The 15,909-nt window shown below is 53.6% G+C and carries 16 protein-coding genes; 12 read left to right on the plus strand and 4 right to left on the minus strand.

What is annotated here, in order from left to right; translation table 11 throughout:
• The first annotated feature begins 22 nt into the window (after window positions 1-22).
• The 4 genes from Y017_RS13275 (at window position 23) to Y017_RS13290 (ending at window position 3,747) form a co-directional block, all read left to right on the plus strand.
• Window positions 23-478 carry a DUF962 domain-containing protein gene (locus Y017_RS13275; protein ID WP_011589186.1) on the plus strand — a complete coding sequence of 152 codons (456 nt, stop codon included), beginning with the start codon at window positions 23-25 and terminating at the stop codon, window positions 476-478.
• A gap of 123 nt (window positions 479-601) precedes the next feature.
• On the plus strand, window positions 602-1,189 hold the full coding sequence (locus tag Y017_RS13280; RefSeq protein WP_011589187.1) for a LemA family protein: 588 nt from the start codon (window positions 602-604) through the stop codon (window positions 1,187-1,189).
• A 12-nt stretch (window positions 1,190-1,201) separates the two neighbouring features.
• Window positions 1,202-3,097, plus strand: a complete 1,896-nt coding sequence (locus tag Y017_RS13285; protein ID WP_035461356.1) for a M48 family metallopeptidase — start codon at window positions 1,202-1,204, stop codon at window positions 3,095-3,097.
• A 287-nt stretch (window positions 3,098-3,384) separates the two neighbouring features.
• A complete protein-coding gene (locus Y017_RS13290) occupies window positions 3,385-3,747 on the plus strand; it encodes a hypothetical protein (RefSeq protein ID WP_011589189.1) in 363 nt (120 codons plus the stop codon).
• Between the two features lie 67 nt (window positions 3,748-3,814).
• Here Y017_RS13290 and Y017_RS13295 read toward each other — a convergent pair whose 3' ends face one another.
• Window positions 3,815-4,861, minus strand: coding sequence for a GNAT family N-acetyltransferase (locus tag Y017_RS13295; RefSeq protein WP_035461358.1), 1,047 nt, complete (start codon window positions 4,859-4,861; stop codon window positions 3,815-3,817).
• 206 nt (window positions 4,862-5,067) lie between these two features.
• Between Y017_RS13295 and Y017_RS15540 the strand changes: the two genes are divergently transcribed.
• Entirely contained in the window at window positions 5,068-5,676 is a 609-nt protein-coding gene (locus tag Y017_RS15540) for a cold-shock protein (RefSeq protein WP_081737630.1), read from the plus strand.
• A gap of 91 nt (window positions 5,677-5,767) precedes the next feature.
• Complete coding sequence (locus Y017_RS13305) at window positions 5,768-7,321, plus strand: sodium:solute symporter (RefSeq protein ID WP_035461359.1); 1,554 nt, start codon at window positions 5,768-5,770, stop codon at window positions 7,319-7,321.
• Here the strand turns inward: Y017_RS13305 and Y017_RS13310 are convergent.
• Window positions 7,249-7,911 carry a hypothetical protein gene (locus Y017_RS13310; RefSeq protein WP_011589193.1) on the minus strand — a complete coding sequence of 221 codons (663 nt, stop codon included), beginning with the start codon at window positions 7,909-7,911 and terminating at the stop codon, window positions 7,249-7,251. The two genes, Y017_RS13305 and Y017_RS13310, sit on opposite strands and share 73 nt — an antisense overlap.
• Window positions 7,901-9,211: an exo-alpha-sialidase gene (locus tag Y017_RS13315; RefSeq protein WP_035461361.1), complete on the minus strand. Its 1,311-nt coding sequence runs from the start codon at window positions 9,209-9,211 to the stop codon at window positions 7,901-7,903. The genes Y017_RS13310 and Y017_RS13315 overlap by 11 nt, the downstream gene beginning before the upstream one ends.
• A 265-nt stretch (window positions 9,212-9,476) precedes the next feature.
• Between Y017_RS13315 and Y017_RS13320 the strand changes: the two genes are divergently transcribed.
• The 6 genes from Y017_RS13320 (at window position 9,477) to glpE (ending at window position 14,858) form a co-directional block, all read left to right on the plus strand.
• Entirely contained in the window at window positions 9,477-10,205 is a 729-nt protein-coding gene (locus tag Y017_RS13320) for an START domain-containing protein (RefSeq protein WP_046962350.1), read from the plus strand.
• A 112-nt stretch (window positions 10,206-10,317) separates the two neighbouring features.
• The gene (locus tag Y017_RS13325; protein ID WP_035461363.1) at window positions 10,318-11,067 is read left to right on the plus strand and encodes a 1-acyl-sn-glycerol-3-phosphate acyltransferase; all 750 of its coding nucleotides are present in this window, start codon (window positions 10,318-10,320) and stop codon (window positions 11,065-11,067) included.
• 291 nt (window positions 11,068-11,358) lie between these two features.
• A complete protein-coding gene (locus Y017_RS13330; protein WP_011589197.1) occupies window positions 11,359-12,204 on the plus strand; it encodes an SDR family oxidoreductase in 846 nt (281 codons plus the stop codon).
• A gap of 71 nt (window positions 12,205-12,275) precedes the next feature.
• Window positions 12,276-12,866: a DUF938 domain-containing protein gene (locus Y017_RS13335; protein WP_035461365.1), complete on the plus strand. Its 591-nt coding sequence runs from the start codon at window positions 12,276-12,278 to the stop codon at window positions 12,864-12,866.
• A 400-nt stretch (window positions 12,867-13,266) separates the two neighbouring features.
• Window positions 13,267-14,535: an ATP-dependent RNA helicase RhlB gene (gene rhlB, locus Y017_RS13340; protein ID WP_011589199.1), complete on the plus strand. Its 1,269-nt coding sequence runs from the start codon at window positions 13,267-13,269 to the stop codon at window positions 14,533-14,535.
• 2 nt (window positions 14,536-14,537) lie between these two features.
• Entirely contained in the window at window positions 14,538-14,858 is a 321-nt protein-coding gene (gene glpE / locus Y017_RS13345; RefSeq protein ID WP_011589200.1) for a thiosulfate sulfurtransferase GlpE, read from the plus strand.
• A 151-nt stretch (window positions 14,859-15,009) separates the two neighbouring features.
• Here the strand turns inward: glpE and Y017_RS13350 are convergent, their stop codons facing one another.
• On the minus strand, window positions 15,010-15,693 hold the full coding sequence (locus tag Y017_RS13350) for an OmpW family protein (RefSeq protein ID WP_011589201.1): 684 nt from the start codon (window positions 15,691-15,693) through the stop codon (window positions 15,010-15,012).
• Window positions 15,694-15,909 lie beyond the last annotated feature (216 nt).

A 15,909-nucleotide genomic window follows, 5' to 3' on the forward strand; every position in this document is an offset into this window, starting at 1 on the left:
ATACCAACTAGGGGAAAACAACATGGCAACCCGCAGCATGAATGACTGGCTCAACGCCTATGGCGAAAGCCACCAAAACCCTACCAACAAGAAAGTACACTTCCTATGCGTGCCGGTGATCTTCTTTACCATCGTCGGCTTTCTCTGGGCTCTTCCCGCCCCCCTGTTCACAGGGTTCTGGGCATGCTTAGCACTGGTCTTCGTCACACTCTACTACGCCCGCCTATCCATACCCATTGCTGTGGGCATGCTGGCTTTTAGCTTGCTCTGTCTGGCCGGCCTCAGTCTCATCGCTGCCGCCGGCATTAGCGTCTGGCTGTTCTCACTAGTGGTCTTCATTCTCGCCTGGATTGGCCAATTCTGGGGCCATAAAGTTGAGGGCCAAAAACCCTCGTTTTTCGAAGACATCCAGTATCTGATGATCGGCCCAGCTTGGATCATGGGCTTCCTCTATCGAAAATGGGGAATCAAGTATTAATTTCTTCCTGTAAGAGCTTAACGGCAAACGTCTGCAGCAAATCAAAGCCAACGCCTTTCCACTCTACGACTTTTGCAGTAGGTTATAGGCTAACAACAACATCGCAGGGGAAGGAATACCCGCATGGGCACTCTGATTTTTTTCGGCATCATCATTGCCGTCATCATTTACATCATTGCCGTCTACAACCGACTTATCGCCCTGAAAAACCGTTTCAAGAACGGCTTTGCCCAAATTGACGTGCAACTGCAACGCCGCCACGATTTGATCCCCAACCTGGTGGAAACGGCCAAAGGCTACATGAGCCATGAAAAAGAAACGCTAACCCAGGTAATCGAAGCGCGAAACCAGGCGATTAGCGCCAAAAAAGCCGCCGCTGCACACCCGGACGATGCCAATGCCGTGGCTCAACTGGGCAAAGCAGAATCCTTCCTCTCCGGCTCACTGGCTAATTTCTTTGCTCTCAGCGAAAACTACCCGGATCTCAAGGCTAACGACACCATGGCCCAGCTGATGGAAGAACTGAGCAGCACCGAAAACCGTATTGGGTTTGCTCGCCAAGCATTCAACGATGCGGTAATGAACTACAACACCTACCGTGAGCAGTTCCCACAAAACTTCATCGGCGGATTATTCGGCAGCTTTAGCGAAGCCAAGCTGCTACAAATTGAGACCGAGCAGGCACGCAAGGCCGTGAACGTCAGTTTCTAACCCGGCCTCGCCATGGATTTCTTTCAACACCAAGAACGAGCCCGCCGCAAAACCGGGCTGCTTGTTCTGTATTTCATCCTCGCGGTCATCGCCATCGTGGTGTGTGTCAACCTGGCCTTGTTGCTGACGCTGTTCTGGGGAAACGTCCAGATCGTGCATGCTCACCAATGGCTTGCACACCCCATCGTCCACTGGGTTACCGGCCTCACCCTGGCGGTTATGATCTTCGGCTGTCTGATTAAACTTTGGCAGCTGCGCAACGGTGGTAAGGGCCTAGCGGACATGCTCGGTGCCCGCCACATTCCCATGGATAGCGTAGACATCAGCGAAAAAAAGCTGATCAATGTGGTCGAGGAAATGAGTATTGCCTCGGGTATCCCCGCTCCCCAGCTCTATGTGCTGGACAAGGAAAGCGGCATTAACGCTTTCGTAGCAGGCTTCCGCCCCTCGGAAACCGTGCTGGTGGTGACGCAGGGCACACTTAACGAGCTCAATCGCGATGAGCTGCAAGGCGTTATCGCCCATGAGTTCAGCCATATTTTCAATGCCGACATGCGCCTGAACTTGCGCCTGCTGGCCGTGCTTGCGGGCATTCTCGCACTAGGAAAAGTTGGCGAATACCTGATTCGCGGCCAACGCCGCTCTTCTTCTAACCGCAAAGGCGGTGGCGGGCTGGTGTTTGCCGGGCTGGCATTGATGGTTGTCGGTTATGTCGGGCTGTTCTTCGGACGCCTGATTAAAGCGGCCATCTCCCGGCAGCGGGAGCTGTTGGCAGATGCCTCTGCCGTGCAATTCACCCGCAACCCGGCAGGAATTGGCGGTGCACTGATTAAAATTCGCAACGGCAATGGCTCTCACTTAACCAGCCCCCACGCAGAAGACATGAGCCATATGTGTTTCGGCGAAACGTTACGTTTTCGCTGGCGCAACCTGCTAGGTACCCATCCACCACTGGACGAGCGACTCCGCGCCCTAGGCAGCGACTGGGTGGCCCGTGCCCGTAGCCGAGCCCGTAATACCCTTAGCGCCGCCACACACAGCAACCCCGAGATTCCTCAAGGAGCCTCAGCCTTCGCCGGCGGCAGCCTTAAGCCCACACGTAACGAAAACCCGCCAGCCGCCCCCTCACAACGTATTGGCACCGTAAGCGAACCCGATATGGGCTATGCCCGTAGCTTGTTGGAGACCATTCCTGACGATCTTCGACGCCAAACTCGCTCGCCCAAATCGGCAGAGAATGTGCTCTACGCCCTGATACTTAGCGCGTCAAATAGCAGCACTGAAGCGCTGTTGGCTGCATTAGATATCACAGGTCAACGACCCGCCTTAGTCACGCTAAGCAAGCAAATTCATGCCCAAGGTTCCCGTCTACGGCTACCGTTAATTGACTTAGCATTACCGGCGCTTAAACCGCTACCCGCCACTGACCGGGCACGGATCCTTACTCACCTGACCGCATTGATTGAGGTCGACGACCGTTACAGCTTTTTCGAATGGGCGCTAGTGGGATTAGCCCGCCAGCAACTCGGGGATCAATCCGGCAAGAATCGCCGCACCCGCTTCCGCCGCTATGGCGCACTGGCCGCAGAACTGCAATTGCTGTTCTCGGTACTGACTTGGGCCAGTGGCGCTGACGAGAAAGACGCACGTACTCTATTCCAGCTCAGCACCCACGGGCTTCTGCCCGCTGGCCGCACCTTGCTGCCCCTAACACATTGTGGCAGCCACAAGCTCAGTAACGCCATTGAGCGCCTGGCCGACTTGTCTCCGCTGCTCAAGGGGCCTGTTATTGATGCTGCGGCGGATCTGGTACTGGCCGATGGTAAAGTCCAGGTGCAGGAAGCAGAACTGCTGCGCGCGGTATCCGCCCTGCTTGAGTGTCCCCTTCCGCCCCTGTTTAATCGCTAAAGAGTTTCCGCAGCCCAACATTTGGGAAATAGGGAATACCAGCAAGGCAGGGCCCTAACAGCAGCAGTACCACAATACCTTTGAGTTTGATTCCCTATTGCGCAATCAACTGCGCCAATTCCACATGTACGCCTTGGCTTACAGATTTTTAAGATAACATCCTTATCACTTGATGGTATGAAGCGTGCAGAATACGGGCACATTCAAAAAACGACCGCTGATCGACAGCCCTGTGAGCTCTTTCACAATTTAACGCACGATCACACCCATGCGGCGAGGGCAACACGATGCCATTAAAGAAGGCGAGCACACGCAATACCTGGGAATCTGTTGCTCACGCTACCGAGCAGGTGCGTAATGGCAGCCTTAACCCAGCTTTCTCCGCCTGGATCAGCGCGCAAGGCTTTGCGTTGAACGAGACCGTCTTCTCCTGCGTATGCCAGTTTGACGAAGGGGTCTACACCGGCACCTTAGTGGATCATAGTGGCCGCGCTTGGGAGTTTTTTGCTGACCTGGATGACCCGCAGAACTGCGATTTGGAAGATGTAACCGATACACTGGGACCGAAATCCCCGGACCACCCCGAAGCGGATCTGTGTGACAAGGTCACCATGGCATTGCTGTACCAACGTCAACAATGTATCGCCTGACAACCTCATAGAAGTAACAATCTGCCCTTATCATGGCACCTAAGACACCCGCGAAAAACAAAACCATTCAATCTTCCCGCCGGAACGGTAACAGACTGCGAGCCTCCTGCTGGTAGCCATGCACGTGCAGCGCTTCCTCTTGGCAGAAATCCGCGATCGCCTGTTGAAACGCTGGCTCGCGTAAATGATGTAATGACCAGGTAATCACCGGTTCAAAGCCACGCAGAATTTTGTGCTCACCCTGCACTCCCGGATCAAACTCCTGTAGCTGCTGCTCAATGGCAAATTCGATTCCCTGGTAGTAACACAGCTCGAAATGCAGACAATCGCGCTCTTGCAGGCAGCCCCAATAACGGCCATAGAGCTGAGTGTCATCAAAGAAATACAACGCCGCCGCGATCGGGGCCCGGGTATTTCCGTCCCAGGCCAACACCAGCATCAACTGCTCACCTTGCTGCTGTGCTATCGCCAAGAAAAAATCCTCGTTCAGATACGGCATTTGCCCCCGCTTGAGGTAAGTGCTCGCATAACACCGGTAGAAGAAAGCCCAGTCATCCGCCTGAATCTGTGCGCCCCGGCGACGCTCAATATGAATCCCCTGCTCGGTAATTTGCCGCCGCTCCTTGCGCACGTTCTTGCGCTTGCGTGATTGAAAGCGCGCCAAGAAATCATCGAAATCAGCATAACCACCATTGAACCAGCGAAAATGGCAGGCCTGACGAGACACCAGTGGCAAACCTTCCAACGCTTCACGACTTGCCTGGTCCGCAAACAGCAGATGCCAACCGCTGGCCTGCTGCTCTTCCATTTTTTCGCTGACGGTTTGCCAAAGTGTCTCTGCGGTCCACTGTCCGCGCCAACGCGGCCCCACTACTGGGGTGAACGGTACCGAGGTCACCAGTTTAGGGTAATAGGCCAAACCATGACGCTGATAAGCCTCAGCCCAATTAAAATCAAATACATACTCGCCCTGGGAGTGAGAGCGTGCATACAGGGGCAACCAACCGTGCTCTTGCGCCACATGGCAGGGTGACCAGCCCGTTTGCGGCGAGGCAGCACCGCAATCCTGCAACGCTTGGAAAAATGTCAGTTCAAGGAACGGATAAGACGCCAAAATAGCTCCAACATGAGTTTCATCGCCAGCTTGGGTACAATGCCCGGATTGTGCAGCGCCTGATAGTCATTATCGACAAGCCCAGCCTACAAAAAGGGCAACGATAACGAGGGTTTTACCCGGCTGCACAATACCGCCTCGTCATATGGCGGTTTTTTTATCCTTACTTTTATCACTCATTGCTTAAACAAGGTAACGTCAACTCCATGAATCTCTCTAAACCGCTGACTATATTTTACGTCATCGTCACCCTGTTACTTGCCCTCCCCGGTGCTTGGCTTTTGTTTGCTCCGGAAATGGCCTTGGTGACCATCCATGAAAACCTGGCCCTGATTCAGGTTTCCAACATCCACAGCCAACAAACCGGTCTGGGTCTGCTATTAGCCGCTGCCGTTAACTTGGTCTGCCTAATGGGTGGTCGCCAACGTTTGCCTCTGCATGTGGCTGTGCTGTTCTATCTGGCCGGCCTGGTGGCCAGCCACGGTAATACCGTATTCACCCATCAAGCGTGGTTGTGGGTACCGGTGTTGGTCTACTTGCTGCCGTTGATCCCTTTCGGCAAGCTGGTGCCGGCTAACCTACCCAGGCCTTCCCTGCCCGGCAGCAATGGCCAGCAGCGCGGTGAAGTGAAGTGGTTCAACCCAAACAAGGGTTTTGGCTTCATTCTTACCGACAGCGGTGAAGAACTGTTTGTTCATTTCAAAGCGGTACAGAACGGCGGCCGCCGCAGCCTGCGAACCGGCACCAAGGTGCGCTTCGATACCCGCATGTCCGATCGCGGCGAACAGGCCGATAACGTCTATATCGAACAATAAAACAACCTAAGTCGCATCATGCGGCACGCGCAGCAGGCTGCACTCAGCGGCGTGTTGCGCGCCGCCTGTTGCCTGAAGCGGAATAACAATAATGACTCTGGCAATCGCTGACTGGATTGTCCTTGCTGGGTACCTTTGTATCGTGCTGGGCATCGGTATCTATTTCTCACGCCGCAACACCAATACCGAAGAATATTTTGTAGGCGGTCGCCGTTTTCGCGGCTGGGTAATAGGTCTGTCATTAGTAGGCACATCCATCAGCTCCATTACCTTCTTGGCCTATCCCGCCGACGCCTTCCTGACCGACTGGTTACGCTACCTACCTAACCTGGCCCTACTGCCTGCCATGCTGGTGGCAGCTTTCGTTTTTTTGCCTTTTTTTCGGCGCGAAAATATGACCAGCGCCTATGAATTCCTCGAGTTACGCTATGGTCCATCCATCCGAGTATATGGTGCCATTGCGTTTCTGGTGGCGCAGTTGGTGCGCCTAGCCATGATCCTGTGGCTGCTCTCTCTTTTGATACAACAAGTCACCGATCTAACACCCACCACCGCCATTATTCTAGGTGGGTTTTTTGTTGGCTTTTACACCGTCATCGGAGGTATTGATGCGGTAATCTGGACCGATGTGCTGCAAACCGTCATTTTGTTACTGGGCGGCCTCGTCTGCCTGTGGGTGATTCTCGAGGCGCTGCCCGGCGGGCTCAACCAAGTGTTCGAACAAGCAGGTCAGGCCGGCAAGTTTGCCCTGGCGCCCTGGGAAAACGGTGCTCCCGCAGAGACCTCTTGGTCGTTCTCGCTGAGCGAAAAGACCGCCACCATGATGCTGTTGATCGGCCTCACCAACTGGCTCACAGAATACTCCAGCAACCAGAACACCGTGCAACGGTATTGCGCCTCCCAATCCACTAAGGAAGCGCGTCGCGGGCTCTGGGTATACCTATTCACCGCCCTGCCTATCTGGGCGTTCTACATGCTATTGGGCACGGCCCTGTGGGTGTTCTTTCAGGTTTATCCGGACGCCCAGGCAAGCGCGATTCTGACCGGTGAAGCTCGGGCTGAAACTCTGATGCCCCATTTCATTACCGGCTACCTGCCCGCTGGCGTGGCCGGGCTGGTGATTGCAGCAGCTCTGGCCGCCGCCATGAGTTCACTGGATTCCAGCATCAACTCCATCACTACCGTTAGCGTGGTTGACCTGTATCGCCGTCATCTGCGTCCTGGCCGCGATGATCGCCACTACCTAAAAGTGGCCTGGGCCATCGCCGCCGCCGTCACGGGAGTCATGATTCTCGGAGCGCTGTGGCTAAATCAGGCTGATACCAAAACACTACAAGACACGTCAACCATCCTAGTGTCACTGCTTGGCGGGGGAATGCTAGGGTTATATTTGCTGGGCTTTTTCAGCAAGAAGGGCAATGCGCGGGCCGCTTGGGTGGGGATTGGTTGCACCCTGGTATTCACTAGCTGGACCATTCTTACCAACAACCAGCTTTTACCGGAGGCGCTAAGCGCCCCCTTTGACCTGTATTACACCGGACTGATTGGCAATGTGCTGATGTTTCTGGTCGGCTACGTGGTGGCTTTGCTCTGGCCTGCAGCCTCGGTGGCGCCGGTTTCACCCCAGCCCGCTGCCGAGGGCTGAGTCGATGACTGCTGCGCGAGTAGAGCCCTCGCGCTCAGCAGCCGATCGCGTAGCAACCAACCCACCGCCCAACACACCAGCCAAGGGTCCATCAGGTAATCCCAGAGATTATCGCTAGCTAGCCAACCGGCCCTAAAAACGCACTGAGCCACCACCAGAATCAAACACGATGCATAAGCGCGGGTCACCCATGCCAGGAGCCCGATCAACAACAGAGCGGTGCTGAAACCAAAACTCCCGAAACCCAACGAATAGGGATCCTCATAGCTGGACCCCATGCTCATTGGGTAAAACCACAATGCCATTAACACCAGCATTCGGCACGCTGTACGTAACTCACGAACCGGCAGCCAGTAGTGACCGACCATACGGTGCTGAATCGCCAACATCGCCAGCAAGCCAGAGGTAATGCTGAAACCTGCGAGGTAACTCAGCACCCAAGCTCCCAGCCCCCAAGGGTATGGCAATAAGGACCACACAAACACTACACAGGCCAAAACCACACGACCGCGCAAAGACAACAGAGTGGCACTAATGCGCAACTGAATCGCCACCAACACTAATGCGCAAATAACCAGATCAATCGACATAAGTGATCTCCTTGCGCTGACTATTGTTGTGCGGCGTACGGCCCACCGTATCGGCTTTTAACCAGGCATGGCGGATAGCCGTCTTGTTCCAGGTGTAAAGCATGTGCAGATCCCCGTTCCTTGTGCGCACCATATAAGGGTAGTCATACTGGAATGCACATCCGTGGTCGCCATGACATTTGTTGGCCTTTACTCGCTCCAAAAGCAGACGTCGATTTTCGGGAACCGTTTCCCCAGCAAACTCATCATCGACCAGATCTACAAAGGTTCCTGGCTCTAACGCATTACCTCTCCACTGCTCCCGATTATGGAAAAACCACCGATCTTCCCAGTGCTGCCCAGAATCACGAGTTTCGCGAATACACAGATCATCACGCTCTTCACGGTTACAGTTGGTCGCTACCAACCAGTGCCCAGGCCCCATAGCCACGCCACCAAGGGCGGAACTGGGATTATCTAAGGGAGAATATTCCAGCGGCGTCCATGTCCAACCTCCATCGTTACTGGAGGATTGGTATAAATAGCCATTATTGGGCTCGTTCTCATTGCGCAAGAAAGAAACTGCATGGTTATTATTATCCACCAGCACAAGTGGCTGAATCGCCTTGCGCCCATGCCCGATACGGGCTTTACCGAGAATACGATTATCCCTATCCAAACGCAGAATCTCGCCAAACTTGCCAATCATTTCGTGGTACACCGGTAAACCGATGGTGCCATCGCTGTAATGGATAGGCGGGGTTTTCACTAGGGTGCTTATATTCAGAAACGGCGTGGCCACCAATGAGGTGTCAAATTCCCAACTGGCGCCCATATCCGAGGATTCCAGCACCACCAATCGGCTGGCCGCCCAGCCGCCGAAGCTCACTGCGACCACAAACAAACGCATGCGGCCATCCTCATCCAACACCGGCAGCGCATTACCCAGCTTGCGAATGTGCCTGCCCCAGCCTTGGGAAATCTGTTCACGTGTGACAGATACGATCTCGTCAGACCAGGTTCCTAATTGAGGGTCAAAGATAGCGGAATTAATAGACACATCTGCCGCCCCTTCACGGGTCCCGGCGAACCAAAAAGCGCGCAACCGGCCATCCGGCAACTCCACCATAGAGGCTGCGTGTACCATGCGGGTGTCCGCATCCGACGCAAAGCGGATTTGCCACTGGGAATCAGAGGGCACCGGTGCAGGTTCCACGGCCAGCAACTGCGGTGGCGGTTGCCAAAGCCGCTCCGGTGTTGCAGCAAAATAACCTGCCACTAAGGCAGCACCGATCAAAAGATGAAACGCTCGCTTAAGCATAGGAAATTGTCGCAACTTAGGTATGCAAATGCTTGTTATTGGTTACTCGATCAACGCATGACGCGCGAGATCACAGTTTAGCAGCCGTCCGCAAAATTGCCTGCCGTTGATACATATTTGCTACACCGACTGTCCGATTACGCGCAGAAGATACACTAGAGAGTGATCAAAATGTATTCAGCGAGACAAGGATAATGTCATAATGAGCTCGTGTTATATGATCACCCCCATTCCAAAAATAACGGACAAGGATTCCTCGCTTCCTATGGACAGGCTTCGACCTTTTGGCCTTCTTTGGCTTTTGCTTGCATTCTCTACGCTTTGCTCACCGGCATTCAGTAATGAAGATCAGGATTGGACCCTGGTCAGTGACCGCAATGATATTCAGGTGTATATGAAGCACCGGGATGAGTCACGCCTGAAGACGTTTCGTGGCGTCACCCGCTTCCCCCTGAAAGACGAGTACTCCCTGGTCGCACTGCTCAACGATTACCCCTCGTATCCTAAATGGCTGCATTTTGTCGATAGTGCCGAGGAGTTCGGCCGCGCCAACCCCCTCGACCGTCAGTTACGCTTCACCACTCAACTGCCTTGGCCGCTGGCCGACCGAGAAGCCGTATTACGCGCAAAAGTGACCCAAGTGCTGGATCCTAATCCCAATTCGGTGAAAATCACCCTGATCAACCAACCGGATGCCCTGCCCCCCACCAAGAACTATATCCGCTTTCCTGAAATGACCGGGATACTAGCCTTTAGCCGCCTGAGCAACCACCAAATAGAAATGACCTATGAACTGATTCTGGACCCGGGCGGCTACATCCCCGCCTGGATTGCCAATATTCTGCTACGCGATGCGCCTTACTTCACGCTAGAACGACTTCGCCGTATCATCAACAAACCGGAATACCAGAATCATTATTACGATTACATTGACCTTAATGGCCCGGGCAGGCTTGTAGACGCGACGCCTCAGGCCGCACCAGCGCCCCACTGACCGACCAAAGCGGCATCATCCAAAGGTAACCAACGTAAATGCTGGCCTGTCATTTTCGGCCAGACCTCCGCTACCATAGCACTCAGTTTCTGTACGAATCGGAGAGCATCAGATGGTAATGCGATTGTTTTTCTTTCTGTATAGTTGGCTGATCTTTGTGCCGCTCATGCTGGCGACCACGCTGGTGGCAGGCTTGGTCTGTTTACTACTTATTCCTTTTCTACCCACTGACAAAGTCGCAAAACTCACCGCCGTACCTTGGGCCAGGCTCTGCCTGCTTTATAGTGGTGTGCGAGTAGAGGTTGATGGCCGCCATCACCTCCAACCCGGCCAAAGTTACGTCATCGTCGCCAACCACCTCAGTCAATTCGATATTTTTGTATTGTACGGTTATCTAGGCATAGATTTTCGTTGGGTAATGAAACACGAACTACGCAAGGTTCTGATTATCGGTATCTGCAGCGAAAAACTGGGCCATATTTTTATTAATCGGTCCGACACTGAAGCAGCCGTTGCCTCCTTGAATAACGCCCGCGCACGCTTGGCCAATGGGGCCAGCGTGTTATTCTTTCCTGAAGGCACCCGCAGCCGCGATGGACAATTGAAACCCTTCAAAAAAGGCGCCTTCAAGATGGCTCAGGCGCTGCAGCTACCCGTGCTGCCTATCACCCTGTCGGGAACATTCGACATTTTGCCCGCCGGAACCTTAAGACTGCATCCCGGCGCCACCGCCCGCCTGGTTATGCACCCCGCACTCACAGTAACCGGCAACACTGAGGCCGAACTGCAAGCTCTCGTCCAGCAAAGCCGCAGCGCCATTGCCGCCCCGTTAAGGGACAGCTCATCACAACTACCGTTCTAACCACAGCGACAGCCCATTGTGTCGCCAACGTCACAAGGCCAGCTCCTTGTCTGACAAGATTGGCCCATTCTGCAGTGGCAAAGTGTCTACACTCGGTCGCAAATCGAGTTGCACGTTGAAAGAAAAGCGCAGGCAAGCATAGTGCCAACCGAAACGATGCTGCCCACGCAGCACCGCAGGGTTGGCCTGTTACCAGGCCCTGATAAGCCTTTTGCGCTTTCCATCTTTGAACTTTGCGCTCATAAGCTAACAGCAAACGCCGCTTTTACTAGAGTGGCGACAGGAGTGATCATGAAGAATTTCAAAGATAAAGTTGCCGTCATAACTGGCGCCGGCTCCGGTATTGGTCGTGCTCTGGCCATGAATCTGGCCGCTTCTGGTGCAAAACTGGCTCTCTCGGACATTAATGAAGCCGGCCTAAAAGAGACCGCCAACAGCCTGAATCTCAGCGAAGATCGTCTAATGACCAAAATATTGGACGTAGCGGATCGCCAAGCGTTCTACGCCTTCGCCGACGATGTGGTCAATCATTTTGGGCATGCCAACATGATTTTCAATAACGCGGGGGTAGCATTGGGCGCCACCGTAGAAGAGATGGATTACGACGACTTCGAGTGGTTGATGAACATCAACTTCTGGGGTGTAGTTTACGGCACCAAAGCGTTCCTACCTTATCTGAAGCAAGCTGGTGAGGGACATATCATTAACATCTCTTCTATCTTTGGTCTCGTGGGCATTCCTACTCAGTCTGCTTACAACGCAGCCAAATTCGCGGTACGCGGCTTCACTGAATCCTTGCGCATTGAGCTGGAACTGGAAGGCAGCCCGGTATCCTGCACCTCCATTCATCCCGGTGGTATCAAGACCAATATCGCCAAAGCTGCGCGCATGAGCGATGGCGTTGAGCGCATCACTGGTGCCAGCAAGGAACAAGCCATTCAGGATTTCGAGAAAATGTTTCGCACCACGCCAGAAGAAGCGGCCAGTACCATCCTCAAGGGAGTTCGCGGCAATAAGCGTCGGGTCTTGATCGGTTCAGATGCTATCGCTGTCGACACCATGCAGCGTCTGTTGCCGACCAGCTACCAGAGGCTGATTGCCATGGGCCAGAAATACATGAACAAAAGTAAGGGGTGAGGAAATAACGCGTTTCCCTTGCCAAAAAAGGCCGTTGATGATGCCATGACCTCTCACTCACAGGAGCAGCCATGACATCATCAAAGGTTCCTTTTTCGCAAGCAGCGGAAAACAACAAAGGCCCGATTCTCCAAGTTTTGCAGCAACACTGTCAGGCCCCCGGGACGCTGCTGGAAATTGGGGCCGGCACCGGACAGCATGCCGCTTGGCTGTCTGCACAGCTACCCCATTTGCAATGGCAGCCCTCTGACGTGGCGCAGAACCTCCCAACCATTCGCCACTGGCTAGGCCAGACACACAGCCTGGCAAATGCCCCGTTAGCCCTGGATGTGAGCGACCAATGGCCGATTGGTCCTTTTGATTATCTGTTCACGGCGAATACGTTTCACATCATGCCGCAATCACTGGTCGCCCATTGCATCGCTGAAGGGTGCCGGCATCTCAACACAGAGGGATTGTTCATGGTCTACGGCCCCTTCAACTACGATGATCAGTTCACCAGTGATTCCAATCGACAGTTTGAACGTTGGCTGAAATCCACTGATACGCAGCGGGGGATCCGCGACAAGGAATGGGTAGAGCAGGAGTTTGCCCAGCACGGTCGGCAATGTCTTGCGGACCATGCCATGCCAGCGAATAACCGGGCGCTGGTGTTCGGGTAAAACGGCATGCTGAAAGTCAACGAAAGCGAATACCGCACATGCTCGGTTTCGAGTGAATAACCCCGAGCCTCATGGCCATCACGCCAATGATACATACCCTCAACACGCAATTATAAGGCACACCCCTGACAGGCCAACGCAAAGGGAATTGCCGCCATCGCGCCGACAATAATGAGTAAGCGATCAACTGGAACGGTTAAATCCATGAAAATGGCTAACAGTAACCCGACCCAAAACACTACAATAACGCAGTTAAGCAAGCCGGAAGCAAACATCCTCTGACAGCGCTGGCTATTTTTTCTACAATATGACATTTGGAGCCACCTCCGAAACCTTGCCAAACAGGGCCATAAAGGTGGCTACACTCGCAAACTCTCTCGCATTCAGACTGAGCGAATACATGCAAAAAGACAAAGCAAGCTCCTGGAGCCTGGAGCAATTTCAGGTTCCGGAAAAAGAAGGCGAACGCCGCTTTCACGACTTTGATCTGCATCTGGACCTGATGCACGGCATCGCCGATTCGGGCTTCCAGTACTGCACGCCTATTCAGGCTGAAGTCCTGGAACATACCCTCGCTGGCGCCGATGCCATCGGCCGGGCCCAAACGGGTACCGGCAAGACAGCCGCTTTCCTGATCACTGTAATAAACGATTTGCTCAAACATCCTATCGATGTCCAACGCTTTGCCGGTGAGCCTCGCGCCCTGATCGTGGCCCCCACCCGAGAACTGGCCATGCAGATTGAGAAGGACGCCAACATACTGACCAAGTACACCGACCTTCAAGTAATGAGTGTGGTGGGCGGCATGAACTTCAATCGGCAACAGGAACGGCTGCAAAACAAACTGATTGATATCTTAGTGGCCACCCCCGGTCGTCTTCTCGATTTCGCCAAACGCCGCGATCTGTGGCTGGACCGGGTCGAGTTTCTGGTGTTGGATGAAGCTGATCGCATGCTGGACATGGGCTTCATTCCCGACGTGAAACGCATTGTCGGCATGACGCCGAAAAGCCAGTATCGCCAAACTCAACTGTTCTCTGCCACATTCAATGACGATGTGATGAACCTCTCCCGCCGCTGGACGCAAGATGCTGAAATCGTGGAGATAGAGCCAACCCAAGTCACCACTGATACCGTAGAGCAAAAGGTCTACATCACTAATACAGACGACAAGTTCAAGCTGCTCTATAACCTCATTACCGGCATGAACATGGACAAGGTCATCGTATTTGCCAACCGTCGAGACATTACTCGCCGGGTGTGCGACCGGCTACAAAAGCGGGGGCTTAAAGTCTCCCTGATTTCCGGCGACGTCCCACAAACTCAACGAAGCAAAACACTGGAGCGCTTCCGAGCCGGCGACTTGCAAGTGCTTATTGCCACGGACGTGGCCGGCCGCGGCATCCACATTGATGGCGTCTCTCACGTAGTGAATTACAATCTGCCTGAAGATCCGGAAGACTATGTGCACCGCATTGGTCGTACCGGTCGCGCTGGTGCCAGCGGTATGTCGATCAGTTTCGCCTGTGAAGATGACGCCTTCCTGCTACCAGAGCTGGAAAACGCCATCGGCATGAAACTGGAATGCGAATACCCCCCCGCCGACCTGCTGGCGGAAAGGGAGAGGTCAGCCTCCGCGAAAGCGCCAGACGCAGAGAAAAAGGACTGACCATGGCAACGCGAATCAGCCCTACGCAGGGAAAAGCCCTATTTGATCAAGGTAACACTCTGTTCATCGACATCCGCGACCCGGCAAGTTTTGCTGCAGGGCACCTGCAAGGTGCCCTGCATTTAAGTCAGGCCAATGTGGATCAGTTTCTAGCCAACACCGCACAGGAACGGGCATTGGTGGTGTACTGCTACCATGGTAATAGTAGTCAAAGTACGTCGGACTGGTTGAGTGAGCAGGGTTTCAACAACGTGGTCAGCCTGGATGGGGGCTACGACGTATTCCGCCAGCAATTTCCGGAGTGCATAGAGGAAATAGCGTAGTTAAGCTCTTTAGAAACAATGCGTGGCATGCCCATAAAAAACTAAAAAGGAAGGCGGATATTATTCACTACACTCTCCGCCCTCCTTCACTACTTAATTTCCAGCGCGTGATTGCATCAATTAAACGTATTACATGCAACGCCAACCGCTTTTAGAAACGATAGCCCACACCGACCATATAAACCCAAGGGTCAATTTCCACATCGATTTTGTCCACGCGGACATCGTTCACGTACAGGCGTGCTTCGGTATCAATATCGATATTCCAGATGCTGACATTGAAGAGCCAGTTTTCATCAATGATGACATCCGCCCCGACTTCCCAAGCAAACCCGATTGAATTACTCAGCTTAACATCCACATCGGCGCCGCCCACCAATGGGCTCACCACCGCGTCATCAATGCTGTCATCGAAAAATAACGTGTAGTTCACGCCAGCCCCAAGATAGCCGCGCACAGGACCTAGCTGAGGAGCATAAAACTGTGCCAGTAACGTAGGCGGCAAATGGCTAGTCTCACCAATCGAAACACCTGAGCCCCCCGTGTCTAAAATGATGTCATGGGTAAATGGTGTCGCCCCGACCAGCTCAACACCGATGTTATCTGTAACCATATAAGAGAATGTCAGGCCCAGCTGAGTATCGTCATCCACATCCACACCCACCCCGCCAACCGCAGGCAATGCGGGGTTGAAGCTATCGCTACTCACATCCGGATCAACCTTAATGCCACCCATTCGCACAATGAAGTCACCTGACTGGTGTGCCATGGCTGGCGCTGTCACCAACATTGTTGACAGCAGCAATACGTTTTTTCCCGGTCCTCGCAGTTTCATATTCATCCCCTTTGTTAAAACCAAGCCCTTTGTGAAATCCACAGTAATGATGGTTTACGATGGAGAGCCCATTGAACGCCACCTCCGACCTCACGACATTGCGCTGCATCAATAAACGACCAGGCTACTGATCAGGCTTTAACCAACTATTTCACCATAAATTGCCGGCGCCACTACGCCGTAGTGGCAGACTAACCGCCCCGGTAAAGACGTCTT

The organism is Alcanivorax sp. 97CO-5 (genome assembly GCF_000524665.1).
In the GTDB taxonomy this organism is placed as follows: Bacteria; Pseudomonadota; Gammaproteobacteria; order Pseudomonadales; family Alcanivoracaceae; genus Alcanivorax; species Alcanivorax borkumensis.